Raw genomic sequence first — 24,716 nt, forward strand, 5'->3', positions numbered from 1 at the left:
CTCCATCCTCCTTCGGGCAAGGCTTAACGCCGGTTCGCTACCTTGTCCCATTCTTTGTCGAGTGTATCCAGATAGTTGTCGATGTCTTTGTTCTGCAAAAAGGACTGTACGATGGAATTCAGCTGCACCGCAGCCGGAATATAGTGATCGGCAAAATCAATAACTTTGCCCTGCTCGATATATGGCGTCAGCTCCTGCACCGCCGGGTCGTCCTGCTCCACGCCTTCGACCGCCGCAAACAACGTTTGCTCTTCAATGTATTTCCCGATATTTTCGGGTTCCAGCAGAAATGCGATAAACTCTTCAGCCTGTTCCCGGTTTGGCGTATCCGCCGAGATCGTAAACAGGGAGTCAATGCCGTTTACCAACTTGATCTGGCTTGGATCATTTCCGGTCGGGAACGGGAAGAAACCGATATCCACATTCGGATTCGCTTTGCGAATCTCGGAGATCGCCCAGGTTCCCTGGATATACATGAATGCTTCGCCGTTGGCAAAAGCCCGGTTACCGTCGGAATAGGCCTTACCGAAGTTATCGCCATGACCGTAATTCATCAGTTCAAGCTGTTTCTCGGCCACTTCGCGGTATTTCTCCTTGAAGGTTACCTTGTTCTCGCGTCGATCCAGATAGAAATCAATACCGACCAAGTTAGGTCCGAGTGCATTGAACGGCAGATTCGTCTGCCAGTCATCCTTGTATGTGAAGTAAAATGGAATTTTGCCCGAATCCTTGATCTTTTGAGCGGTAGCAATCAGCTCGTCCCATGTCTTGGGAACGTCGAGTCCCATTTCCTTAAACAGCGTTTTGTTGTACATGATGCCGTTTGCATTTGTTGCGTAAGGAATGCCTGTCACTTCCTCCATGCCCGTGACATCCTTCAGCATTTGTATGTAATTCGGATCGATTGTCTTGGTCAGCGAGCTGTCCGTCAGATCGGCAAAAATCTCGCTCTGAGCCAGAATCGAATATGTATCGGTTGCACCCATGGCCATAATATCCGGCACATCGTTCTTTACTACACGGGTCTTCAACACAGTTTCCGCATCTGGCGGATTCACCTGAGTGACCTGTATATCCGTATGCTCCGCATTGAATGTTTTGATCAATTCGTCAAAGGTTGCTTTGGCTTCAGGTTTGTTTTGGAAAAATTCAATCTGTACTTTGCCACTCGCGCTATCCCCGCTTGTACAGGAAGATAGAAGCACAGCCATTATTCCACATAGCAACATTGTCCCGAGTGCCTTGGTAAGCGATGTTCTCATGTTGTACCTCCCTCAGCATTATATACGTAAAGATTTACCCATTTAACTGGTGGAATAACCACATGGTTAATCCTTACACACAGTCCATGGTATAAGGATGGGCTAATTTACCCTTTTATATTTCTAAAACGGTTTCGACAAAAATGAATCATGGTGTTGTTTTCCAAGGGTACTGTCCGCATAACAAAAAGAAGGACATTGGATAGTCCAATGTCCTTCTTTATTTCAATTCACGTAATTACAAAAAATTGATTTATTTCGCTTTAAGAACGTTCAATTTTGGGCAATGCGTTGCGCAATCGCTTGGCCCGGTGACTCCGGTATGCTCGGATTAACATGCCGATCACCAGGAGTACCACACCGATGTTAATGGCTACATCCGCCAGGTTAAGAATCCCCCGGCCGGATGGAAATACGAGGAAATCTGTGACCTTCGCATAAACGAAACGATCAATGGCATTCCCCAGAGCTCCACCAACCATGAAACCTGCCCCGGCCTGCATCCAGAAACCGCGAATTTCACCTTTTTTCCGGTAATACAGAATACCTGCAATAAACAAAATGGCGACTACGCCGAACAGACGCGCATTTCCCTGAAACAGGCTGCCCGCCATCCCGCTATTCTCATAATGCTGCAGCTGCATGCCCGAGTCACCGAGCCTCATCATGTCGCCAACTTCCATATACATCCTCACTGCCATCTTGGTTCCCTGATCCACCAGCGTAACCAGCAATGCTATAAAATAAAACAGCATATCGCCTCTCCTCCTGCCTAACTTCGCTTAGTCATATTATGTTAACCTGTGGGATCTCCAGTGTATGTTCCCTTCACTTTAACACAGCCGAACTCGTCTCTCCAAATGGATTGGCACGATAACCAAGCAGGGAAACGATTACCGCCCAAAACCGTACCCGGCAGGGACCACACTGATCCGTGTCGAATGTAGACATGAACTATACATGCAAAGGGGCTGCCTGTAAATTGAACCTAACGATGACAGAGAAACTAAAGGAAATGCAGCAGGAAGAAACGGACTTGGTATTTCATACATTCGACTCTGAACGGGCACTCCAGCTCGGACTCCATTTGATCGAGGAAGCCAAACAACGCTCACAGGCGGTTACGATCGACATCACACTTCAGGGGCATCGACTTTTTTTACATGCCATGGAAGGCACTCATCCAGACAATGAAGATTGGATTCGGCGCAAAAATAACGTGGTGAACCACTTTTCCTCCAGTTCATGGCATACCGCTCTGCGTCTGCGCAGTGAGAATAAAACACTTGAACAGAATTTTGGCCTGCCTTCATCTGACTTCGTACTGGCTGGAGGTGCTTTTCCATTGATTGTGGAGGGTAAGGGACAAGTCGGCACCATTACGGTATCCGGTCTGCCAGATGAGGAAGATCATGATCTGGTGACCACCGGAATCCGCTCATTTCTGTTGCAGCAAGGCTAACCTGGGTATACAAAAAAAGTACACCTGATGCTTATGGATCAGGTGTACTTGCCATGTCACAGCAATCCTTCCGATAAGTCAGACAATCATTATCAACGATTAGGAAGGATTTTTGCATTTCATAAGTTGATATATATTGCTAAACCTACCGGACATTATTCCGGTAATCGGAAATATGGCCCAGGTATTTCCGGGTTATTGAATAGCAGATAGAACATCCAGCAGCATGGATTTAAATTTCGGACGATCGATGGCCTCGCATACGCGTACGTTGGGCTCTTTTCCGAAACGTCCATTGATGTCCACTACGCTGTATCCACGCGTCAGCTTTCCCGCCGCTTCCACATCCACATAATACTGTCCCGATTTGGTCATGAGTGATTCGTCTGCAGCTACTGCCATCAACAATGTATCCGGGTGTGTAGTACCATTCAGCTTATGTACCGATTTGTTGAACTGCATGACCACTTTGTTAATTGCCGTGAAAAAGTCTGCTCCAGCTGTGCCAAGAGCCGCAATTTCTGCATGATCGTCATCATCCATGACGGAGTATTGGGTACACATCTCCCAGCCAACCATCGTTGTGGGAATGCCGGCGTGCAGTACGATCTTGGCTGCCTCAGGGTCCACATAGAAGTTGTACTCCGCAGCTGGTGTAATGTTACCCAGTGCATTATTCGTTCCGCCCATGATGTAGAGATGAGCAATCTCCGGAATAATGGTCGGGTCCTTTTGAATCGCCATCGCAATGTTGGTCAGAGGGGCAATGGCAAGAAGAGAGATCTCTCCCGGATTGGCATGCACTTTCTCAATGATAAAATCAACCGCATGGCCGCTCTCGGGACGCTGATCTGCCTTGGGAAAATGCGCGCCGCCCATGCCATCGTCACCATGCACGTCTTCCACTGTGCGGTGCTGTGCCTGCCCATAGGCCATTAGTGGACGTTCGCATCCTTTATATACAGGCACCTTGCCGCCATGTCCAGCAACCTGTACGGTGTACAGGGCATTTTCAACCTCTTGGTCAAACTGAACGTTCCCACCCGTAATTGTGATGCCTTCCACCTGAAAATGGTGCAAAGCCGTCAGGATCGCAATCGTATCGTCTCCTGCTGTATCTGTATCGATGATGACTTTTCTCATGATGCTGCGCTCCTTCTTCCGTTTGATATTCATTCCAAAAATAAACACTAGGGTTTATTTTACATCAAAAATGTACCAATGACGATGGAAACACCGATGATAATGGAACGCAGCAGCTGTGCCACCGCCATATTGCCTCTTGCGATCTCTTCACATACACGCATTTTTGGAATCAGGAAATCAAATATAATATAGACCAGACACAAAATAATGATTCCAAGCACAGACCACAGCAGCATATCCAGCCACGAATGCGTGGAGAAGGATACCATTCCTACAATGATGCATAGTCCCAACAGCTTGCTGCCCATGTACATGCCCGCCGCTTCGTTGCCTTTGGCGATTTCCTCACTATCGTTATACCGGGTCAATTTGCTAAAAGCAAAATACCCACATACCAATACAACCAGCAGAATGCCAATACCTATCACAACATTCAGCAGGTTCAGTCCCAAGTTCTCCATTCCTACTCCTCCTCATTATTCATTACGTTCATTGACTGCAGCTGCACAATAATAAGCCATATCTCCGGTTACTTTCTCACCGATCCGGGGCAGCACGCCGGCAAAACATCCACCGATGACAAACACACCTGTAAGCAGATAGCCGCTATAATCCCCGTCCTCTGTCTGAATCACCGCCTGCTCCATCGGAACAAGCTGCTGATAGATCTTCGGTTGATTGTTATAATAGGCTGCCATTTCTTCATCTTCATCCGGTCCTGCCGTGTTAATCTCCGTTTCCTCGCCCAGCAAAAGGGTGCCTCGACCCTCACGGCCCCAATAACTTTTCTCTACATAAGGAGTGGATTCCAGCTCAAAGGGTCCTGCTTCAAAATAGGTGGGCAGCAGATACCGTGAAATTGAATCCAGTTCTGCATCGGTAAACAGCCGAAAACCGCAATACTCTGGCGTCTGCTCATTGCGTTCATAGAGTGACCAGATTGCAGCCATGAAGCCTTTGCTCTGCATCAGGACATGCTGTACGGGGTTCATCAGGCCAAGACGACCTTCCTGTACCAGTTCTAGCAGAGCTGCACCGATGTCCACACCTGTTGTCTCATCCCGATCATCCACAAGGTACTCCAGCGGATAGAGGCGGTACAGCAGCTGAATCTCATGTCCATCATGATACAGCGCATCGCCTGGAATAATCTCCAATTCCTCCAGGGGAGCGTAGCGTACCTCATACCCGGCTTCCCGGCAGCGTTCCATCAGGTATTCCGTATTGGTCCGATCCTCCACATGCTCACCAAATGAAGTAAACGTCACGGGCCCTTGCAGCCCTTGCCCGGCATATTCCTCCAGCCACTTACGGAAGCAATTCCGGATACATGCATCCATGTTTGCGGATGGCGCAGCTAATGCAGCATCTTCAGCCATGCCTACCAGAATACGCTCCAGAACGGCCGCTTCGGGTATGCCTGTAGGCGTGTCGGTATTATTTTCGATACACTTGAACCCGGCCTCACCGATAATCCAGTCCTGACGTGTAATGCCACCGGCCACGGTCTCCATTCGAGCTGCCGCAATTAGTCCTGGGTGAATACCCAGCTGGTGTTCCAGGAAGCTGTCCGGCATATACTGCTGGATAAACCGCATGACTTTGCAATATATCCCGTCGATCTGCTCAACTGCATACTGCAGCTCATGTATCTCTTCAGGGGTATACATCGTCAGCGCAGGTACACAATATTGCTTGCCATACATCCGGTGATAGGGGACATGCTGCCCAGCTTCGCCCGCAAACACCTCTTCGTGACGATAGGGCAATGAGTGTATTTGCCTCATAACATTAGCCTCCCGAACTGCGGAAGAAGCTGCCAAAGCCGCTCGATTTGGACTTTGATTTACTATAGGAGCTGTTCTTGCTGCTGCTACTGCCGCCGTATGAGCCACCATAATAATAATGGCCACTGCTGGAATCGTACTCACATCCGGTATCATATTCCGGGTCACACTCGTCGTTGCTGCCGCAACCGGACAACACTGCAGGCACGGCGAGTATCAGGGAAAAGGCAACCAGCTTCGCCCGTGACCCCGGTTTGGCCGTGTTATTCCGCTCTTCTTCTGACATTACAGATCTACCTCCTTCATGAAAAATAACACTTTCCTGCGATCCGCATCGAGCACGGAATACACAAATTCATAGGTCGTTCCGCTACGCACCATGTAGTGGTCCAAGAGCCGTTCGGCAAGTTCCATCGTATACGAAGAGGAATCTGCCAGATCGAGCTCCTGAAATGCCTTTCCATTCCACAGCATATACTCTGCGCTGTACATGGAGGTCATTTTGCACATGGCCAGTGCAGCGTCCGCAATCGCTGTACCGTAGTCTGCAGGCATCTGGTTGTTGTACGCAGTCACATAGATGGCATGATCCCGAAGATCCTCGCATTCATTGGACAGGTGGGCCCACAGTTTGTTTTTCATCAGGGTTGCATCCACCAGTTTGCGCATAAACAGTTCATCCCGAGTAACGGATACCTGCTCCAACTGCCCCGTCTCAACCTGCCGATCATCCGACCAGCTTCGATAAGTCAATGCATAATAGATAACGATAACCTCCCTTTTGTGTAGCTCTAAGATGAGCCGCTTCAAATCATACAAACGTATTTAACGCACGAGAAGGGAAAAAGTTACACTATTCTCCATGACATGTAAATAAGGACATGTTGCAAATGAATGGTTCGCTAGACGATCGACCATGTGGCAGGTTGCTACCACTATCCAAAAATAAAAAAGCCGGAGACATTCTCCGGCCTTGCAAAACAGATTCGATGTCCAGCTATACTCACATCTCAGCCCATTGGGCCAACATCTCATTGTATTCACCGGACAGCTGCTCACGCTCGTTCCATAACTGTTCCAGATCAGGTGAATTGGCCAGTAATTCAAGCTGCTGATCCAGCTCCTGAATCTGCGCCTCAAGACGTGCCAGTTTTTGTTCCAGCTGCTCGGCCGACTGCCTTTTCCCCGTACCGTTCCCCGCTTGATGGGAAGCAGACTGATCCTTTGATTTGACACTTGCCCGAGATGGAATTGCAGCAGTAACGGTATGCTGAAGAGCTGCTGCTCCTGCACGCGCCTGCAGATCAAGCTTTTTCTCCCGATAGTCTTCATAGTCTCCGAGATAAGTGGTCATCTCCCCGTTCTCCAGTTCCCAGACACGTGAAGCGAGGCGATTCACGAAGTAACGATCGTGAGAAATGGCAAGCACCGTACCTCCAAAATCCACCAGCGACTCTTCCAGCGCTTCTCTTGAGGCGATATCCAGATGGTTGGTCGGTTCATCGAGCAGCAGCACATTGGGTTTGCGCTGCACCAGCAGAGCCAGCCGCACACGGGTCCATTCACCGCCGGATAGCTGACCTACCGAGCGAAATACGTCTGCGCCATAGAATAGATATCTGGCGAGGATTCCACGCGCTTCGCCTTCTTCCACACCTGCCTCCAGGCGGAAATACTCAAGCACACTCAGCTTCGGATTGGAAGGCTCCTCCTGTTGGGCCAGATAGCCCACATCCACGCGTGCTCCCCATTCAAGCTGGCCGGCAGTCGGCTGCTCCTCTCCAAGCAGGAGCTTGAACAATGTGGTCTTGCCTGAGCCGTTACGGCCAATCAGGGCAATTTTGTCCCCATGCTCAAGTAAACCTGAAACACCGCGCAGGATCGGACGTTCTCCATAGGCCTTTTCGACCTGTTCGAGCACCGCCACCCGGCGTCCCGTCCGGTCTGTAGGACGTACATCGAAATCCGCATTGCGCCGCTCCAGCACTGGCCGCTTCACCTGCTCCATCCGCTCCAGTGCTTTGCGCATCGAAGCGGCCCGCCGGAAGAATTTCTCGTTCCCGCCGATGCGTCCCCATTCCTCCAGCTGGCGAATCGTTTCCTTCATTTTCTTCATGACCTTCTGCTGTTCCTTGAACTCTTCAAATTGCTGCAGCAGCCGTTGTTCCTTCACTTTCATGTATTCCGTGTAGCCGCCAGCAGACGTTTGCGCTTCGCCATCCTCCAGCTCCAGCGTTCGGGACACTACCCGGTCCAGAAAATAACGGTCATGGGAGATCAGCACGATTGTGCCCGTATACTCTCGCAGAAATCCTTCCAGCCATTCCACTCGCTCCAGATCAAGGTGGTTGGTCGGCTCATCCAGCAGCAGCAGATCAGGAAGCACGATCAGCTGTGAAGCGAGCACAACCCGGGTCTGCTCTCCCCCGGACAGGGAACCGAACCGCCAGCCGTAGTGCGCTTTGGCGATATCCAGACCGTCCGCCACCTGATCAATCCGAGCATCCATCTCATAACCGCCCTCACGTTCAAACTGCTCCTGCAGTGCGGCATATCTTTTCAACAGACGGTCCAATTGGTCTGGATCTGCTGCATAGTCCGGGTCAGACATCTGCTGTTCCATTTCCTTCATTCGGCTGCGGCACTCCGCAAGCTCCTTGAATCCAAGCCCCAACACGTCCAGTACCGAATGATCATCCAGTCCTTCCGGAACCTGAGCCACATAGCCGATCCGTGTATCTTTCTTGATCATCAATTGCCCTTCGTCCGGCTGATTCAGCCGGGCCATCAGGCGCATGAGTGTTGTTTTGCCGCTTCCGTTGCGGCCGATCAGGGCGACCTTGTCACCCTCCATGATTTCAAAGGTAATGCCGTCCAGCACCAGATGTGCTCCGTGATATTGTGTCAGTTGTTGCGCGCTAATGATCATCATAATAAGGTTCCTCCTATGGTATGGAAGATCCTGACCGCAACACAAAAAGAGCCGCAGAGGTTAGCTCCGCGGCCCTTCAGAATTCAAGCAAAATTGCTTATCGTCCGAATGAGGTCAAGGCAGGCATCTTCTCGCAATGGTTAACTTCCGTATATTCAAAATTGGACAGACTTCTCCCGTTGTAGAAAAAAGTGTGAACAATGCCAGCCATAGCAATCGGCAGCTGGCTAATACGGTTGTTAAGCATCTCGTGATTCACCTGTCTTCACCTCCCTTGTCATAATTATTGTCAATATATCACAAACGAATGCATCCCTGCAACCATCCCAATTGCCCAATTCATCCTTATAGAGACTCAACCGTCCCGATCAATTCCTTCCCCGTCGCCGAAGTACCAACTCCGCGATCACAACCGTAATCAGTGTCAGCATTCCCGCTGTACCCAGAGATACGCCGAGCAAGGCATACCCGATACCATTCCATCCCCCAATATCGATGCTAATCATGACCACAATGGCTCCCCCGAGCAAGGCTGCACATGGCAGTATATATTGACCCCAGGTCATTCGCCGTCCCTGCATCCGGTATATAAGCCAAACGATCAATAACTGAACTGCCCACATGCCTAGCGTCCACAGGATGAGTACATCCATCAGGTTCTCCTCCGTTCTGCTGCATGGTCAAACCCCTTTATTACAGCCTTGTCACTTCAACCAATCTGCGAAAAATTTCCGGTAACCTTCCTTCATGATTGTACGCGAGAACGCACCGAACGCATACTCCCGGTTATCTTCCGATACACTTCGCGGTGCTGCCGCGGCCATGTTCACCAGCTCAAACCAGTTATCCTCATTGCCTGCAAAGGCATGTGTGGATCGTATATGACCATAGCACGCATGCTCCGGCTTCACCACCATTTTGCCCATCGCCATCGCTTCCGTCAGAGGCATCGCGAACGTGTCGAACGCTGAACAGCTCCAGTATACCTTGGCAGAGTTCATTAGCGTAAATACCTCATCTTGAGTCAATGCAAACTGAAGTTGTACATTGTCCGGAATATTGTATTTCTTCATGCTCTCCTCGTAACGCCGTCCACCAAATACCATGTAGACTTCCTTGTCCGGGTTCTGCCGTGCATATTCCAGCACCAGATCCGGGCGGCGGTTCGCTTCATCCCGACCGATCCAGAGCACACGGTTATGCACGACCTGACTTGGATCGTAGTGACGATGTGCCAGCTCTTCATTGAAGCCGATGGGAATGACGTTCACGTCATGCACACCGAAATTGCGGCCCAGCTCTGTTTTTAGAAACTCCGTCTGCACAATTGCTTTATCGACCATCGTATAGAATGGCTTCATCATCTCATACCCTGTTAGCGCCGGGTCAGGGAAGCTGTGCGGAAACAATACACTCTTCGGCAAGAACATTTTGAGAAACGTAAAACCGGATACGGTGTAGATGACATGCTCTATATTTTGGCTGTAGATCTGGTCGAGTACGATGTCGTAATTCACCAGGTCACCCTTCTCATGCTCATAACCTGGCAGCCAGTCGTACCCGCTCACATGGCGCTCCGGCGATATGAACACAATATCCACCCCCAGCTCCAAACCAATCTGCTTCAGGCGATCGGCGAATACGCGCGGCCCCTGTGCTTCGGTGAATTGAATTTTACGCATAACGAGTCCAACCTTACGCATGTTCTGCCCCCTCATTTCTATTCCGTAAATAACTGTTTCATGCACTGTTCCAGCGTTGCTGCCGTCTCATTCCACTGATTGCGCAATTGCTCCTCGGGCCATACACAATCCGGATTCTCCATATCAGAATCGATCAATCGCAGCATCCAGAGAGAAAATACAATGGCGTACGCTTCATACCATCTTTTGAAAGAGTCCCTCTGTACTTTTCTACCGAGGCACTCCAAGCCGTCCAGATATACCTGAATCACTCGGTCCCGCAGCTGCGAGGTAACATGTCTTGGGAACAGTGGATGAGACAGATCAATCAAATGATACAAATCCCAGAGCGGTATATTGAGATGGGCATGTTCCCAATCGATAATGACAAGTCTGCCATTCACATCTGCCATATTGCCGGGATGCAGGTCCCCGTGACACAGAACCAGCGGAAGTTCTGTCTCTGCCGTTTGAATCAGTGTTGTAATCTCGGCCCAGCCGGATGCAGACAGCGTCATTCCAAGCTTGGACAGCAAGTCACCCGTTGATTCCTTGGCATCCAAGAGATCTTCAAGCATGTTACCAATTGGCGGCTTCTGACCTACACGCGGCAGCTCGTCCCAACGGGATGCCCAGAGCGTATGCCATTGCGCCATATGCACCGCAGCAGACAGCATCGTATTTTCCTGCGAATGGTGCACCAGAGGCCCCAGATCCTCGTAAATCAACCAGCTCCGTTCTGGAGCGATTTCTTCGTTAGAAGAAGCGATTAGCTGCGGATAGATGGATGGCAATACGGATAGTACATGCCGGGATATCCAACGTTCACGCCCGTGCTGTCCGAGATTCGTGAGGGGTTTGAAAATATAACTTTCCCCGGTGTGGACCGTGAATCGCTCCACATACCTGCCGTTCATCCCCTTGTAGAGCCGCTCCCGGCTCGTTATTGACTGTTCATTCAATGTCCCCTCAGCCGTGACCCAGCCATGTGCATGTTCGTTCATGATCAACACCGTCCATTCGTCTTTCCGTGCCTGTTCATTGATATATTCTATTCATCATACGTTGCTGCACACAAGCCTGCAAGCATTGAACAGAGTGCTTTTCGGATAAACCGGCCCACAAAATGAGCATTGAATGAATTCATAAAATTTAAAAAAGTAATCCAAAAAGACGCACATGGAGATAATCCTGAGATCATCTACATTTACGTCTTTTTCTTCGTGATTGCTCCTCTGCATATTCACTTATATCTCGCAATTTGTGAATTGCTCCACACCGAGAAAGGTTAAACTTCGACCGCAATACCTTCATAAAAATGACGAATAACTTTCTCTGCCGGTTTACCATAAACGCCGTATCCGTCATCGGTCAGGGCATCCTGCTCCTGATACAGATGTGCGCTCCAGTCCCACAGGCCAAAGCCACGGACCCACTCCCGCTGGCTGGAATGACGGAACATGGCTTCATAGAACCGCTCCTGTTCCTCCGCATTCACTTCACCTTCTAATCCCCAGTCATTCGGCACCTGCGCCGATCCACTGCGGCTCGGACAGCCCGCTTCTGCAAAGAAAAAAGGTTTGCCATAAGGCGCAATTTCCCGTTCAATGCGATCCAGCTGCGCTTCCCAATCCCCGATAGGATAATACCCGCTCGACGAGATCACATCCACGGCATCCCACCATTTCACATGTCCTTCCTGATACTTGTCGGTGTTGTAGGATACAAGGCCGGAATATACTTCGCGCACTCCCGCGATCACCTCGCGCCACTCCTGATCCCGGCGCTCAGACTGTACCATCTCACAGCCAACGATGAACATCTCGCATTTCTCTTGCTCTGCAATCGCTGCATAGTGCTTCTGATACGCGGTATAGCTGCGGAACCAGTCTTGCCATTTCGGCTCACACGGCACATCGATATCAAAAAAGTTAATGTGTGCACGCCATGTACCATCTGTGCAGTTGACGGTTGGTTTCAAAATGACACGCAGTCCGAGCGTACGGGCATAACGCATCATGTCTACCAATTCATCATCTTCCACCATATGTTCACCCCGGTACTTGACCTCTGTCGCCTGCGGATGATCCTGATGGGCCGCCAATGCAAAAATGACATGTGAACTGCCAGTGCGTTCAGCCATCAGGCGCAGGGATTCTCTTGCTTCCGGCTTGCGGAAGTCCCCCCTGCCGCTCATCCAGCCAAATGTAAAACCTTTGATGTACTCCATTTGCATTTCGCTTTAGAGCCCCTTTCTTGTTCAATTAAAGTTTCCCTTCCTCGCGATCTCCGGCGATCACTTCGTCGGTCTCAATGACGTAGTTCACGATCTCTTCGACGGTTGTATACGCAACGCCAACGTACGTATCTGCAGCACCATAATAGATCGCGATCCGCCCTGTCTCCGCATCATGCAGCGTTGCACATGGGAAGACGACATTATCGACGAACCCTTGCTCCTCATACCATTTCTCTGGCGTCAACACGAAATTGGAGGAACGATACTTCACTTTGGATGGCTCCTCCAGATCCAGAATGACCGCACCCATGCTGTACACCAAACCGTTGCAGGTACCTGTTACGCCATGGTAGAACATCAGCCAGCCTTCAGACGTTTCGATCGGAGCAGGCCCGCCGCCAATTTTGACCGATTGCCACCAGCCCTGGCCGCCTTTGCTCATGACATGACGGTGTTTACCCCAGTACACGAGATCCGGGCTTTCGCTCAGGAAAATATCTCCGAACGGCGTATGTCCACTGTCGCTGGGTCTGGATAACATGACGTAGTTGTCCTTGATTTTGCGCGGGAACAACACGCCATTGCGGTTAAACGGCAGCATCGGGTTTTCGAGACGGACAAACGTTTTGAAATCGTCGGTCTTTGCCAGACCCAGTGCTGCGCCATAGAAATCTGTACACCAGATGATGTAATATGTGTCCTCCACTTTGACCAGACGCGGGTCATACGCATAGTTCGGCATGAAGGAGTCGCCATTCTCATCTACAAAAGCAATGCGCTCCTCCTCAATGGTCCATGATAATCCGTCTTCACTGGAACCCATATGCAGGTGCGGTCGGCCATTAACCGTTTCGGCACGGAATACGCCGATGAACTTCCCTTCATAAGGAACGACTGCACTGTTGAAAATACGGGCAACACCCTTGACCGGGTTACGCGGTACAACCGGATTCGCTGAATGTCTCCATACCGGCCCTTCCGCACCCTCCGGTTTGTCCTCCCAAGGCATATTTGGCAATGCATCTCCAATAATGTGCACACTTTTCGTTTCAACAACTGTCATCGATTCATTTCTCCCTTCGGTGAGAGGTTATGTGAGATGAACTTATGACTTGCACGAGACCACTCCGATGGCAGAACAACCTTCCGATCGCTGTTATCTCCAGATTTTTTTGATTCCCTATGAAAGGGGAAAATCCGGCGATAAAGGCGAACACTCCGTTTCTCCAGGTTTTTTCTGCCCTCTCCGTTCCTGTGCATGTTCATATCCATTTCACGTAACCTTCGTTTTTTTATTTCACGGAGCCTTGCGCGAAGCCGTTATAGATGTACTTTTGTAGCAGCAGGAAGATGATCATCGTTGGAATGATGGCAATCATGATGCCGGCACTGATGACTTCCCACTGGGATCCGAATGGCCCCTTGAATTTGAACAGGGCGGTGGATATGACCTGCAAATCGGTCTTGGGCATGTATAAGAACGGCGTGTAGAAATCGTTGTAAATGTTGACACCCTTCACGATAATGACTGTTACGATGGCTGGTTTCAGGAGTGGCAAAATAATTTTCCAATAGATTGTAAAGTACGATGCCCCGTCCAGCATGGCCGATTCATCCAGCGCATTTGAGATGGAACCCAGGAACTGCAGGAAAATGTACACCGCAATAATATCCGTACCTAGGTACATGACGATCGCGGCCCAACGGGTGTTGAACAGATCCAGTGCGTTAATGATCTGGAACGTGGCGACCTGTGTCGTCACACTCGGAATCAGGGTAGCAAGCAGGAACGCCGCGACCATGATTTTTTTGCCTTTGAATTTGAAACGATCCAGTACATACGCGATCATGGAGCCTGTTAAGGTAGCCCCCACGATGGAGATGATCAGGATAATAATCGTATTTTTAAAACCGACTAACATGTTCCCGTCCACAAAAGCCTTCGTGTAGTTCGCAAAATTGAACCAGTTTTCAGGCGGAGCAAGCGGACTGCTTGTCGCGTATTCGGCATTGGTTTTGAGTGACGCAAACAGAACAACAACGATAGGCACAAGCGCAATGAACGCTGCGAGAATGAGTGAAGCATATTTAAATATGCTCGCGAGGGTGTATTTGAATGGTCGCACGTTCATTCCTCCCCTTTCATGGTGACACGTTGAACCAGCGTAACCAGAATAACGATAAACAGCAGGACGACAGCCATGGCTGATGCCAAGCCCAGTTTGCCATACTTAAAGGCCAAGTGAACGGTCTGAATGACAAACGTCTCACTGCCGTTGGAACCATCCGTCATAATATATGGAATATCGAACGCACTGATTGCGCCGCTGATCGCCAAAATCAGATTGAGCTGCAGGATACGTGTGATGCTTGGCAGGATAATGTGGCGGAATTGCTGCCAGCGATTCGCACCATCGATATCCGAAGCTTCATAGACATCCTTTTGAATGGAAGAGATCGCACCCAGGAAGATGATGAAGTTGAAGCCCATGTATCTCCATACCGATGCGCCTGCAAGAGAGACGTTGATAATATCCGGATTACCGAGCCAGAGTTGGGTGTACTGTCCAAGCCCGATCGCTTGCATCAGTGTATCCAGTGTGCCGTCCGGCTTAAAGAAGAACAGGAAGATAAATCCGATCGCTACCCCGTTTAATAAATAAGGGAAAAACAGTATGCCTTTGAAAAAGTTTTTGCCTCGGATTTTGAAACTCAGAATCGTTGCAAAGTATAGGGCCAAGCCCATTTGCACGAAGGTAGCCACAAAATAATACAAACTGACTATAAACACCTTAAAGTATTCTGGATCACTGAAAATCCGCGTGTAGTTTTCGAATCCGACATAGTCGAACCTTTTGCTGTAACCATTCCAATCGGTAAAACTGTATTTGAACATGTTAATGACTGGCAAGTAAGCAAACGTGAACAGCAGTGCCAACGGAATGATCGAGAAGGCACAGATGATAAATATGCGCTGCGCTGAGTAACCCCAATTCGAAATTTTTAAGTATTTCATGCTCTCCACACCTCCAAGCGGTTCAACCGCTTTATATCGAAAGACTCCCGCCCAATAAACATTCAGGATTAAAGACAGCCAGAAGAAGGCATTTTGCACCATACATGCGATACAAAATGCCTGCTGCAAAGGTTAGTTCAGCCATTTTTCTCCCGGCAGCTTTCATCCCGGCACAATCAGCTCGCACTTCTTGTTATTTCGCGAGTTCTGCCCGTGCTTTCACCCATTTGTCATTCAGATCTTTCATGATGTCATCATACGATTCGCTGCGGTTTCCAATAGCGGCTTCTATAATGCGTTTCTTGAAGTCGGGCTGCCAGAGGCCGATTTCACCCTCGTTATCAATTTTGTCGACCAGCCCTTCCTGCCCTTCCTTCGCAGGTGTAAGCGTGGAGAACTCCACATCTTGGAACTGATCCAGAATCGGCGGCAGTTCAGCATTCTTGTCTGCACTCATGCCTCCGCCTTGTTCTACCGCATAGTTGGACTTCGCCAGGAACCAGTCAATCCAGGCTTTGGCTGCCGGTTTGTTCTCGCTGTTCACATTCATCCCGATGTTGTAGTCTGCAGCAAGCGGAACGACGACATCACTTGCATTTGTAGGGAAGGGCAAGAAGCCAATGTTGTCCGGTGTATCTGTCAGACCTTGAATTTGGGTAATGGCCCAAGATCCCAGCGCCATCGTCGCAATTTTGCCGTTAGCCAGATCGGCCTTCGAGCTTTCCCAGTCGGTTGTTGTTGGATCCTTCTCGATCAGGCCGTTTTTCGCTGCATCATACAGCACTTTGTACAGCTCATAGTGTGGTTTGCCTGGCACAAAGTTCTCATCCGTGTTCGGTTGGTCAATGTTGACGTAATCCACACTGCCTGCAACGGTTGGCAGATCCGATTCCCATTGCGTCAATGCCCAGCCGGAAGCGTAATTGGTGTAGAGCGGAATGGCATCGGTATTGTCTTTGACTAACTGCAGAGCCGCCTGAAATTGTTCCGGCGTCTTTGGTACATCCGCAATGCCGGCGTCTTTGAATACCTGTTTGTTATAGATGATGCCGGAGAATGTGATAACCGTAGGGATACCATATACCTGACCGTCCACCATCCGTTCTTCAATCCCCGTGTACTTGTCTTTCAACTCGTCATACGTGCCCAGCGGTTCGAAAAAGTCGGGAATGTCAGCAATCGGTACACTGGTGGGGATCATCAGCACGTCACCGTAATCCTTGGTACTCATCCGGATTTTCACTTGGCCCTCATAGTCGGCGAGTGCCTGGAAGTTCACTTTTACATCAGGGTACTCCTTGTTGAACTCTGCTGCGTAATCTTTGAATACGGTATCAACAATATCCGTCCGCTGCGTCAGAACAGTAATCTCACCCTTAATATCTGCGGGATCTGTGCTAATCTCCTCTCCAGCCTGTGAAGACTCACCTCCTGATCAACAAGCGGCAAGCAGTGAAGTAATGAGCAGCATGGTAAGCAACAACGTCCAACCTTTATTTTTTCTCATGTGTTTCGGCCCCTTTCTTAAGTTAAATTAAGTTATCGATAAAGTTACAAAATGAATTTTATTATGGTAACGCTTACCTGTCAATTGATTTATTTATAACTTAACAAAAAAGTTTTGTGACCGGATGCGTTGACAACGCTTTTTCAGATCACTAATATTGTTTAATAAAGTTACCGATAACTTAATCAATTATGATTCTTGTTATGTTGAAGGAGCGCTCACGATGACTCAAATGACTTATGTCAAAACAGAAATAAAGGAACATTGGGAAACACACATCCTTCCCTTCTGGTCCAACCTCAAAGACGCTGTTCACGGCGGATTCTACGGGTGGGTCGGCAACGATCTTCAGGTAGATCGGCTCGCGCCCAAGGGCGGAATTGCCACTGCACGTCAACTATGGTCTTTTGCCGCAGCCTATCGGGTTACCGGAAATGAAGTCTGGCGCGAGCACGCCGAGCACGCGTATCGTTTTCTTGCAGACCATGTGATGGACAAGGAATACGGCGGCATGTACTGGATGGTAGATGCCACAGGGGAACCACTGGATACGAGTAAACATGTGTACACGCAGTCTTTCGGGGTTTACTCACTCAGTGAGTACTATCGTGCAACCGGGGATGCTTCTGCACTGGAACTGGCGAAAACGCTTTTTGCTCTTATTGAGGATCGTGGCCTGAATACAGAATTACCTGCATATAAGGAGCAGTTTGACCGGTTTTGGAATGAACAGCCCAATGAAATGCTGAGTGAGAACGGTGTCATTGCAGACTACACCATGAACACGCATATCCATGTGCTCGAAGCTTATACCACGCTCTACAGAGTGTGGCCGGATCAACAAGTGAAGGCAGCACTGGAGCGCCTGCTTGGCATTTTGTATGAACGAGTGTATGACAAGGACACCAAGTTTCTCGGCGTATTTTTCAACAAACAGTGGCAGTCCATTATCGATCTGCGATCATTCGGACACGACATTGAAGCCAGCTGGCTGATCGATGAAACGCTGAAAGTACTGGGACTGGAGCAGCACCCGCAGTATGCCACGATGGTCACGGATATTACCTATAACATTTCCAATGTGGCCGTACAGCCAGATGGCTCCCTGATGAATGAACAAGAAGGGGATCATGTGGATGAGAAACGGATATGGTGGGTTCAGGCAGAGGCGATGGTCGGCTTCTACAATGCCTATCAGCGTACAGGTGACCCTTTGTTTCTGGAGAGAGTGGAACGCTTGTGGACATATACAAAGGAACATATTATCGATCACCGCGCCGGCGGGGAATGGTACTGGTCGGTGGACGGGGACGGCACACCGGATCAAAGTGAAATCGCCGGACCTTGGAAATGCCCGTATCACAATAGCCGGTTCTGCATTGAACTAATTGAGAGGATGGGATAACGATGATACACCCAAAGTACAATGAATTGTTGGAGAAACAGGAGCAGCTGCTTACACGCCAAAATGAGATCGATCCATCATTTTACAACGGCGTATATGATCGGTATCGTTATCCGGTGATTACACGTCATCATGTACCGCTGCACTGGAGATTTGATCTGGATGAAACAACGAATCCGCATTTTATGGAGCGTCTGGGCATTAACGCTACGTTGAATCCGGGAGCCATCTATTTCAATGGCAAATACGTAATGGTCATCCGCACGGAAGGTTTGGACCGCAAATCCATTTTTGCCCTGGCGGAGAGTGACAATGGCATCGACGGATTCCGCTTCACAGGCAAGCCATTAGTATGGGAAGATATCGATGCAGAAGAAACCAACCAGTATGATATGAGACTTGTTCAGCATGAAGACGGCTGGATCTATGGCATCTACTGCTCTGAGCGTAAAGATCCCGAGGCCCCGGCGTTTGATACATCCAGCGCGGTGGCGCAAGCAGGACTTGTCCGAACACGAGATCTGGTCAGCTGGGAGCGTCTGCCCAACATCACGACCAACTCACCCCAACAACGAAATGTGGTACTGCACCCGGAATTTGTCGATGGCAAGTATGCGTTCTATACACGTCCACAGGACGGATTCATCTCGACAGGCAGCGGCGGCGGAATTGCCTTTGGTCTGTGTGATGATATCCTGAATCCGGTTATTCATGAAGAGACCATTATTGACGAACGAAAATATCATACGGTGTATGAAGTGAAAAATGGACAGGGGCCCGCTCCCCTCAAGACGGAACGGGGCTGGATTCACATTGCCCACGGGGTAAGGAACACCGCAGCTGGTCTGCGTTATGTGTTATACACGTTCGCCACAGATCTGAATGATCCGGCACGTATCATTGCCAAGCCTGGCGGACACTTTATTGCTCCTTACGATGATGAGCGTGTAGGCGATGTGTCCAATGTTATTTTCTGCAATGGGGCCGTGGTCAATGAAAATGGTGAGGTCTTCATTTATTACGCGTCCAGCGATACCCGCTGTCATGTAGCCACAACTACCCTTGATAAACTGGTCGACTATACCTTCAACACACCTGCAGATCCATATCGGTCCCTGGACTGTGCTGTCCAGCGCGGTGACCTGATCGAGCGTAATGAACTGCTCTTGCAGAAGCAATTCGCATGAATTTGTCCGACAAATGGACCCCGTCTGCATGATTTGAGCCGGATTTTCTTTATTCCACGTTGGTAACGATGTATACTGATATGGATGGTTATTATGTTTAAGTAAACGCTAAGCATAATGACAACACATTGTACTTAAACCGGCTTGAAGGAGGCGACCAAAGCTGAAAAACAATATCACCATGCGGGATATCGCCGACAGGCTCGGGGTTAGCAGTGTGACGGTCTCGAAAGCATTAAATGACAAAGATGGCGTCAGTGGCGAACTGAAGGAAAAAATCAAAGTACTTGCCGTTCAGATGGGTTATCGATATAACGCTGCAGCCCGTTCGATGAAGGAAGGCTTGACTCATAATATCGGCGTTATCATTCCGGAACGTTTTACCGGGCCAACACAATCGTTCTATGTACGTGTATTCCAGCGCATCACCAAGCACCTGGAGGATCAGGGATACTATGGTATTCTGCACATTCTGAATGTGGAGGACGAAGAGGAATTAACACTGCCCAAGCTGTACAGCGACTCCAAGGTAGACGGCTTCATCGTGCTTGGACAGATCAGCAAGGAATATATCGAATTGGTACAGTCCATGGATGTCCCCAAAATGTTCCTCGACTTCTATGACGAGCATTCCGAGATCGATTCTGTCGTTACGGATAACTTCTATGCCGCTTATGAGCTGACGAACTATCTCGTACAGCAGGGACACCGAAACATCGCTTATGTCGGGAATCTGTATTCCACGAGCAGTATTCAGGACCGGTTCCTCGGTTACTACAAATCATTGCTCGAACACCGGCTGCCCATGAATCAGGATTTTGTTCTCAACGACCGTGATGAACGGGGAACTTTCATTGAGATTGATCTGCCGGAGCAGATGCCGACCGCTTTTGTCTGCAACTGTGATCAGGTTGCTCATCTACTGGTGCAGAAACTCACCACAATGGGTATTCAGGTACCACTTCAATGCTCGGTCGTTGGTTTCGATAACGATATCTATGCCACGCTCTCCGATCCCAAGCTGACTACGGTTGAAGTGGATATTGAACAGATGGCGCGCACTGCCGTTCAATCCATGCTCAAAAAAATTGAGAATCCGCATCGCAGCTTCGGCCGTGTGCATGTGAAGGGCAACATCATTTATCGGGATTCGGTAAGTGCTGCGCCTGCTCTCTCGGATGCCGCGTCTAATTAAAAAGGAACTAAGACTTCCCATTCCACAAAAAGAGTGCTCCCGGCCAATACGGCTGCAGGAGCACTCTTTGCTTATGAAAAAACGATGAAGCGGCCAGGAACCCCTTTTGATCACAGACACTCGCCACTCGATTCAGTACCCGATTCCTGTTGCAGTCTAGTAACTCGTCTTCAGCCAGTTATCTTTAGACCAAGTTAATTTGCCTGCACCTGCTCCGCTTGAACCGGTGAGGCGTGCATTCAGCGTCGCTGGATCATCTGTAGTGTAGCTGTAAGGAAGTGAAGAGAACCCATTCCAGGAGAAGGCTTTCACCGCAGCCGGAACCGGGCTGAGCGGACTGCCGGACGTATCACTGTTTCCACGGAATGAGCTTCCATCCAGAGAATACATCGTGTCAGTCACCTGGATTTTACCAGTATACGTTGCATCAGCTGGGTCTGTCTGGTTATTGCGAACAGGGAACAGTACGTCTCTGATCACCGATTTTTCGACCAGCACTGCACCGCTTTCGGTGGAGATCGCTCCGTTACCGATGATATCGAAATGATATCCTTTGGACGAAATCGCCGTTGCCATCGCAGAAGTGATTCTGGATTTGGCCGCACGTGCCCCTGCCGCATCCATCACGATATTGTAGGCGTGAGCATTCCCTCCGCGCAGACGCGGCATGCGATCCTGGATATCCTTGTACAGATTATGGTGCAGGGTCATGGACAGATTGGCGTTAGCTGATTCGAAGCTGGTTGAGCCAACCAAGTGCCCTTTTTTCTGCGGTCCCGAAATGGCGATAATGTCCGCTTTGCTGAGTCCAACTGCGCTGCTGCGCAGGTAGTTGTACATTGGATAGGAAGCTTTGTTCGCTTCCAACTCGTTGATCTGCTGGGTAACCCAGCTGTTCGCGCTGCCGTCATCCCCTTTGAAGAGAGACCAGGAAATGGTCACACCACTGGTTCCTTTTTTCGAATCGACAAGCCCGTCATAAGCTTTATTAAAGGTACAGTGATCAATCCATACGTTGCTGTTCTCTTCCAGGGTAATGTAATCCCAGTCGTTTTTGTCGTAATCGCCTTTGGTTGCTTCATCCCATTCCCATAACTCATCGAATTCGAGATTGCGGATGATGATGTTGGAACTGCGTTTGATGCTGATGGCTGCATGTTTGATCTTGGACCCGTTGGCCGAAAATATGGTCAGGCCATTAAAGCTGTCGATCGTCAGCTTGCTGATGCCCGTTTGCTTCAACACAGGGTGAGTCAGTGCATCATTATGCTTGGCAAAAGGAGATGTCTGAGCTGAGCTCGGTATTTCATTCCATCCCAGGTTGAGGTCGTTCATGATCTCGACGACTTTGACCCCGGAGTTCTTTTTCAGCGCCGCAGCCAGATCGGTTGCATTGTATACCTTCTTATACTTGGACGTATCCGATTCGCTGATGGTACCTCCACCCGTGTTCCCTTGGGAGAAACCTGTAAGATTGTAATCTGCATTGCCCGCTGCCTGTACACTTGCGGGTCCAGACAGTAGGGTAAAACCCAACGTCAACGCCAGCGCTGCACTGCACCATGTACGAATTTTGCTTTTCATAAAACCATTCCTCCCTGAATTATAATGAGCATGTCCGTCCATCTCTGCCAGCGCATGTCATGAAGGACATGTCCACAATGTACATCTTGGAAGCGATTACAACAATAATCCCTATTTTACATTCGTGATAACCGTTGTCGGAGCTGCATGGAGTGTACTGTATGCAACCTCAAATCGTACGCAATTAACCTGAAAGGAACTTCAGGGACATGGAGAATGCGTAATGAAACCGTTACACTGCCCACAAAAAAACAGGCCTGCAACACTGCAGGCCTGCCTTATCCTATTTTTTGATGGAGCGTGTCCAGAACCCGCCATGGAACTGCTTCGGCTCAACGGTGATAACGAACGCCTTCGGATCCAGTTCCAAAATGGTCTGGTAGAGCAATTTCTGGTTTTTGCGTTTGGCCAGGATTTCCATGACCAACCGATCTCCATCACGTCCACTGCCCACCCATGCGGTGACACCATAACCTTTATCCCTTAGTGCATTGGCTACATTGCCGCCCATCTGATTACAGATTACTTTAACGGTAACGTAACCAAGCGCAATCTTCTCTTCGATCCAGGCACCAAGCAATACACCCAGGCCATAGCCTACGGCATATACGATCAATGCGGAAGGCTGCTTCAAGTACTGGAGGACCAGATTCAGCCCCAGCACGTAGATTACGATCTCACCCATACTGATCAACGCAGCAATGTATTTTTGCCCTTTCAGTGTCAGAATCATTCGAAGCGTATACGCTGACACATATACGATCTGGATTAAAAAGATAAACAATAATATTTTAAACAACAGCAATCCCTCTTTCCTGGCTGCACACCGATTGGACCCACTTTCCGACTTCGGTCCATTTCCTGTACGTTTTCCTATATCTCCATCATTGGACCTTATACGGTCATTTTAAACGGTTGAATATAAATCTCCGGGCATTCCTGTCGGATGACAAGCTGGAACTGCCATTATAGAACCGTTTGTACCGATTATCAACCCGGCCGAAGACCCAGGGCGAAACCAAAGTTTGGTGAATATGCTGAATGATCAGCAAACGGATAGCAAACGTTTCAGACTACAAGTTCGGTACAAAGGGACAAAAGGGGGAAGGGCCATGCAGCTATGGCAGGAGATGGAGCGGGAAGGCCTGGAAGAACTCGTATTTTGTCATGATCCTCACAGCGGATTGAAAGCTGTTATTGCCATCCACAGCACTGTACTGGGGCCGGCGCTGGGAGGATGCCGCTGCTGGGCGTATGCGTCGGAGGAAGAAGCCGTTCGGGACGCGATTAAGCTGGCCAAGGGCATGACCTACAAAAATGCCGTTTCCAACCTGCCGTATGGCGGCGGAAAAGCCGTGGTCTGGGAGATGCCGGCGGCAGTGCAGGCGAATAACTTGGATACCGGCAATCAAGACAGCCAAGACAGTAAGCGTGCCACTGAATCCACTGCAGACCCGAAGACAGTGAAACAGCTACCCGGAGTTGATCCGTCGGGCAGTCAGGTCATGAACCTGAATGTCTCTCAACGCGCCGACATCTTCCGTGCTCTGGGACGATTTCTGGAACGACAGAATGGACGCTATGTCACAGGCCTTGACCTGGGTACTACGGTGGCAGACATGGACCAGATCCGAATGGAGACCACATATGTGACAGATACCACCGGATCGCTGGGCGCTCAGAATGACTTCACAGCCGAGATGACCGCTTATGGGGTGTACACGGGCATTGTGACCTCTCTGCGTCACCAAGGTGTCCCTTCTCTTCAGGGCATTCCCGTTGCCGTCCAGGGACTGGGCAAGGTTGGGTATGCCCTGTGCCGTCACCTGCATGCAGCCGGGGCACGGCTCATTGTGGCAGACGTTGTACCGGAACGTGTACAACGTGCCCTTGTGCAGTTCAGCGGCGCCACTCCGGCCGATCCGGCCCATATTCACGCCGCTGACTGCAAGGTGTTCGCCCCCTGTGCCATGGGGGGCGTACTGACCCCGGCAACGGTGGAGGAGCTGCGCTGCTCCATCGTTGCCGGGGCGGCGAACAACCAGCTCAGCCACCGGGAGCTGGTCGTTCGCCGCATGCAGGCGCGGGGTATCCTGTACGCGCCTGACTATGTGCTTAACGCAGGCGGCATCATCAGCACCGCCTACGAGCTTGAGGGTGCAGGTCCAGACCAGATCCGCCAGCGAGTGGCGGGAATCGCGGACACACTCACCCAGGTCTACCAAAGAGCTGCCACATCAAGCATCCCGACTGCTGATGCCGCAGACCAGATGGCTGAAGCCAGACTCGCACAGCCATAAGTTGAATTTAAC

The 24,716-nt window shown here is 49.8% G+C and carries 24 protein-coding genes; 5 read left to right on the forward strand and 19 right to left on the reverse strand.

Annotated features, from left to right (window positions below; genetic code table 11):
• Nucleotides 1-23 precede the first annotated feature (23 nt).
• Both AB3N00_RS21275 and lspA read right to left on the reverse strand, forming a co-directional pair.
• Nucleotides 24-1,229: an ABC transporter substrate-binding protein gene (locus tag AB3N00_RS21275; RefSeq protein ID WP_413036606.1), complete on the reverse strand. Its 1,206-nt coding sequence runs from the start codon at nucleotides 1,227-1,229 to the stop codon at nucleotides 24-26.
• Between the two features lie 296 nt (nucleotides 1,230-1,525).
• Entirely contained in the window at nucleotides 1,526-2,017 is a 492-nt protein-coding gene (lspA, locus tag AB3N00_RS21280) for a signal peptidase II (protein ID WP_413036372.1), read from the reverse strand.
• Nucleotides 2,018-2,256: 239 nt separating this feature from the next.
• Here lspA and AB3N00_RS21285 point away from each other — a divergent pair, with 239 nt between their 5' ends.
• Complete coding sequence (locus AB3N00_RS21285; RefSeq protein ID WP_413036373.1) at nucleotides 2,257-2,724, forward strand: heme-degrading domain-containing protein; 468 nt, start codon at nucleotides 2,257-2,259, stop codon at nucleotides 2,722-2,724.
• Nucleotides 2,725-2,919: 195 nt separating this feature from the next.
• Here AB3N00_RS21285 and AB3N00_RS21290 read toward each other — a convergent pair whose 3' ends face one another.
• The 15 genes from AB3N00_RS21290 to AB3N00_RS21360 form a co-directional block, all read right to left on the reverse strand.
• Nucleotides 2,920-3,867 (reverse strand): nucleoside hydrolase, encoded by a 948-nt coding sequence (locus AB3N00_RS21290; protein WP_413036374.1) that lies wholly within the window; start codon nucleotides 3,865-3,867, stop codon nucleotides 2,920-2,922.
• A gap of 59 nt (nucleotides 3,868-3,926) precedes the next feature.
• Nucleotides 3,927-4,331 carry a DUF350 domain-containing protein gene (locus AB3N00_RS21295; protein WP_413036375.1) on the reverse strand — a complete coding sequence of 135 codons (405 nt, stop codon included), beginning with the start codon at nucleotides 4,329-4,331 and terminating at the stop codon, nucleotides 3,927-3,929.
• 15 nt (nucleotides 4,332-4,346) lie between these two features.
• Nucleotides 4,347-5,657 (reverse strand): glutathionylspermidine synthase family protein, encoded by a 1,311-nt coding sequence (locus AB3N00_RS21300; RefSeq protein ID WP_413036376.1) that lies wholly within the window; start codon nucleotides 5,655-5,657, stop codon nucleotides 4,347-4,349.
• A 4-nt stretch (nucleotides 5,658-5,661) separates the two neighbouring features.
• Nucleotides 5,662-5,943, reverse strand: a complete 282-nt coding sequence (locus tag AB3N00_RS21305; RefSeq protein ID WP_413036377.1) for a hypothetical protein — start codon at nucleotides 5,941-5,943, stop codon at nucleotides 5,662-5,664.
• On the reverse strand, nucleotides 5,943-6,410 hold the full coding sequence (locus tag AB3N00_RS21310; RefSeq protein ID WP_413036378.1) for a hypothetical protein: 468 nt from the start codon (nucleotides 6,408-6,410) through the stop codon (nucleotides 5,943-5,945). Before AB3N00_RS21310 ends, AB3N00_RS21305 begins: the two co-directional genes overlap by 1 nt.
• A 250-nt stretch (nucleotides 6,411-6,660) precedes the next feature.
• Nucleotides 6,661-8,589 carry a ribosomal protection-like ABC-F family protein gene (gene abc-f, locus AB3N00_RS21315; protein WP_413036379.1) on the reverse strand — a complete coding sequence of 643 codons (1,929 nt, stop codon included), beginning with the start codon at nucleotides 8,587-8,589 and terminating at the stop codon, nucleotides 6,661-6,663.
• Nucleotides 8,590-8,686: 97 nt separating this feature from the next.
• Entirely contained in the window at nucleotides 8,687-8,848 is a 162-nt protein-coding gene (locus AB3N00_RS21320; protein ID WP_175396865.1) for a hypothetical protein, read from the reverse strand.
• Between the two features lie 109 nt (nucleotides 8,849-8,957).
• Nucleotides 8,958-9,242 (reverse strand): hypothetical protein, encoded by a 285-nt coding sequence (locus tag AB3N00_RS21325; RefSeq protein WP_413036380.1) that lies wholly within the window; start codon nucleotides 9,240-9,242, stop codon nucleotides 8,958-8,960.
• 51 nt (nucleotides 9,243-9,293) lie between these two features.
• Complete coding sequence (locus AB3N00_RS21330; RefSeq protein ID WP_413036381.1) at nucleotides 9,294-10,292, reverse strand: glycosyltransferase; 999 nt, start codon at nucleotides 10,290-10,292, stop codon at nucleotides 9,294-9,296.
• Nucleotides 10,293-10,309: 17 nt separating this feature from the next.
• Nucleotides 10,310-11,275: a phosphotransferase gene (locus AB3N00_RS21335; protein WP_413036382.1), complete on the reverse strand. Its 966-nt coding sequence runs from the start codon at nucleotides 11,273-11,275 to the stop codon at nucleotides 10,310-10,312.
• Between the two features lie 284 nt (nucleotides 11,276-11,559).
• Nucleotides 11,560-12,501, reverse strand: a complete 942-nt coding sequence (locus AB3N00_RS21340; protein ID WP_413036383.1) for a glycoside hydrolase family 113 — start codon at nucleotides 12,499-12,501, stop codon at nucleotides 11,560-11,562.
• A 34-nt stretch (nucleotides 12,502-12,535) separates the two neighbouring features.
• A complete protein-coding gene (locus AB3N00_RS21345) occupies nucleotides 12,536-13,573 on the reverse strand; it encodes a glycosylase (RefSeq protein ID WP_413036384.1) in 1,038 nt (345 codons plus the stop codon).
• A 229-nt stretch (nucleotides 13,574-13,802) separates the two neighbouring features.
• Complete coding sequence (locus tag AB3N00_RS21350; RefSeq protein WP_413036385.1) at nucleotides 13,803-14,642, reverse strand: carbohydrate ABC transporter permease; 840 nt, start codon at nucleotides 14,640-14,642, stop codon at nucleotides 13,803-13,805.
• The gene (locus tag AB3N00_RS21355; RefSeq protein WP_175396871.1) at nucleotides 14,639-15,526 is read right to left on the reverse strand and encodes a carbohydrate ABC transporter permease; all 888 of its coding nucleotides are present in this window, start codon (nucleotides 15,524-15,526) and stop codon (nucleotides 14,639-14,641) included. The genes AB3N00_RS21350 and AB3N00_RS21355 overlap by 4 nt, the downstream gene beginning before the upstream one ends.
• Before the next feature lie 193 nt (nucleotides 15,527-15,719).
• Entirely contained in the window at nucleotides 15,720-16,928 is a 1,209-nt protein-coding gene (locus AB3N00_RS21360) for an ABC transporter substrate-binding protein (protein WP_413036607.1), read from the reverse strand.
• 337 nt (nucleotides 16,929-17,265) lie between these two features.
• Here AB3N00_RS21360 and AB3N00_RS21365 point away from each other — a divergent pair, with 337 nt between their 5' ends.
• From AB3N00_RS21365 to AB3N00_RS21375, 3 genes are all read left to right on the forward strand, one after another.
• Nucleotides 17,266-18,438, forward strand: coding sequence for an AGE family epimerase/isomerase (locus tag AB3N00_RS21365; protein WP_413036608.1), 1,173 nt, complete (start codon nucleotides 17,266-17,268; stop codon nucleotides 18,436-18,438).
• Nucleotides 18,439-18,440: 2 nt separating this feature from the next.
• Nucleotides 18,441-19,625, forward strand: a complete 1,185-nt coding sequence (locus tag AB3N00_RS21370; RefSeq protein WP_413036386.1) for a glycosidase — start codon at nucleotides 18,441-18,443, stop codon at nucleotides 19,623-19,625.
• 181 nt (nucleotides 19,626-19,806) lie between these two features.
• Nucleotides 19,807-20,820 (forward strand): substrate-binding domain-containing protein, encoded by a 1,014-nt coding sequence (locus AB3N00_RS21375; protein ID WP_413036387.1) that lies wholly within the window; start codon nucleotides 19,807-19,809, stop codon nucleotides 20,818-20,820.
• Between the two features lie 156 nt (nucleotides 20,821-20,976).
• On the opposite strand, the gene AB3N00_RS21380 is transcribed toward AB3N00_RS21375, so the two are convergent.
• Both AB3N00_RS21380 and AB3N00_RS21385 read right to left on the reverse strand, forming a co-directional pair.
• Nucleotides 20,977-22,404 carry a hypothetical protein gene (locus tag AB3N00_RS21380; protein ID WP_413036388.1) on the reverse strand — a complete coding sequence of 476 codons (1,428 nt, stop codon included), beginning with the start codon at nucleotides 22,402-22,404 and terminating at the stop codon, nucleotides 20,977-20,979.
• Nucleotides 22,405-22,687: 283 nt separating this feature from the next.
• A complete protein-coding gene (locus AB3N00_RS21385; RefSeq protein WP_413036389.1) occupies nucleotides 22,688-23,203 on the reverse strand; it encodes a DUF2179 domain-containing protein in 516 nt (171 codons plus the stop codon).
• Between the two features lie 313 nt (nucleotides 23,204-23,516).
• Between AB3N00_RS21385 and AB3N00_RS21390 the strand changes: the two genes are divergently transcribed.
• Complete coding sequence (locus AB3N00_RS21390) at nucleotides 23,517-24,704, forward strand: Leu/Phe/Val dehydrogenase (RefSeq protein WP_413036390.1); 1,188 nt, start codon at nucleotides 23,517-23,519, stop codon at nucleotides 24,702-24,704.
• Nucleotides 24,705-24,716: the final 12 nt, after the last annotated feature.

Source organism: Paenibacillus xylanilyticus, assembly GCF_047246825.1.
Classification (GTDB): domain Bacteria; phylum Bacillota; class Bacilli; order Paenibacillales; family Paenibacillaceae; genus Paenibacillus; species Paenibacillus xylanilyticus_B.

Bases quoted from the DNA above. Each gene is read 5' to 3' on its own strand.
- AB3N00_RS21330 (WP_413036381.1), bottom strand. From the start codon at position 10,292: ATGCGTAAGGTTGGACTCGTTATGCGTAAAATTCAATTCACCGAAGCA.
- AB3N00_RS21290 (WP_413036374.1), bottom strand. From the start codon at position 3,867: ATGAGAAAAGTCATCATCGATACAGATACAGCAGGAGACGATACGATT.
- AB3N00_RS21355 (WP_175396871.1), bottom strand. From the start codon at position 15,526: ATGAAATACTTAAAAATTTCGAATTGGGGTTACTCAGCGCAGCGCATA.
- AB3N00_RS21345 (WP_413036384.1), bottom strand. From the start codon at position 13,573: ATGACAGTTGTTGAAACGAAAAGTGTGCACATTATTGGAGATGCATTG.
- AB3N00_RS21365 (WP_413036608.1), top strand. From the start codon at position 17,266: ATGACTTATGTCAAAACAGAAATAAAGGAACATTGGGAAACACACATC.
- AB3N00_RS21325 (WP_413036380.1), bottom strand. From the start codon at position 9,242: ATGGATGTACTCATCCTGTGGACGCTAGGCATGTGGGCAGTTCAGTTA.
- AB3N00_RS21340 (WP_413036383.1), bottom strand. From the start codon at position 12,501: ATGGAGTACATCAAAGGTTTTACATTTGGCTGGATGAGCGGCAGGGGG.
- lspA (WP_413036372.1), bottom strand. From the start codon at position 2,017: ATGCTGTTTTATTTTATAGCATTGCTGGTTACGCTGGTGGATCAGGGA.
- AB3N00_RS21375 (WP_413036387.1), top strand. From the start codon at position 19,807: ATGCGGGATATCGCCGACAGGCTCGGGGTTAGCAGTGTGACGGTCTCG.
- AB3N00_RS21305 (WP_413036377.1), bottom strand. From the start codon at position 5,943: ATGTCAGAAGAAGAGCGGAATAACACGGCCAAACCGGGGTCACGGGCG.
- AB3N00_RS21380 (WP_413036388.1), bottom strand. From the start codon at position 22,404: ATGAAAAGCAAAATTCGTACATGGTGCAGTGCAGCGCTGGCGTTGACG.
- AB3N00_RS21300 (WP_413036376.1), bottom strand. From the start codon at position 5,657: ATGAGGCAAATACACTCATTGCCCTATCGTCACGAAGAGGTGTTTGCG.
- AB3N00_RS21390 (WP_413036390.1), top strand. From the start codon at position 23,517: ATGCAGCTATGGCAGGAGATGGAGCGGGAAGGCCTGGAAGAACTCGTA.
- AB3N00_RS21370 (WP_413036386.1), top strand. From the start codon at position 18,441: ATGATACACCCAAAGTACAATGAATTGTTGGAGAAACAGGAGCAGCTG.
- abc-f (WP_413036379.1), bottom strand. From the start codon at position 8,589: ATGATGATCATTAGCGCGCAACAACTGACACAATATCACGGAGCACAT.
- AB3N00_RS21285 (WP_413036373.1), top strand. From the start codon at position 2,257: ATGACAGAGAAACTAAAGGAAATGCAGCAGGAAGAAACGGACTTGGTA.
- AB3N00_RS21295 (WP_413036375.1), bottom strand. From the start codon at position 4,331: ATGGAGAACTTGGGACTGAACCTGCTGAATGTTGTGATAGGTATTGGC.
- AB3N00_RS21275 (WP_413036606.1), bottom strand. From the start codon at position 1,229: ATGTTGCTATGTGGAATAATGGCTGTGCTTCTATCTTCCTGTACAAGC.
- AB3N00_RS21335 (WP_413036382.1), bottom strand. From the start codon at position 11,275: ATGAACGAACATGCACATGGCTGGGTCACGGCTGAGGGGACATTGAAT.
- AB3N00_RS21350 (WP_413036385.1), bottom strand. From the start codon at position 14,642: ATGAACGTGCGACCATTCAAATACACCCTCGCGAGCATATTTAAATAT.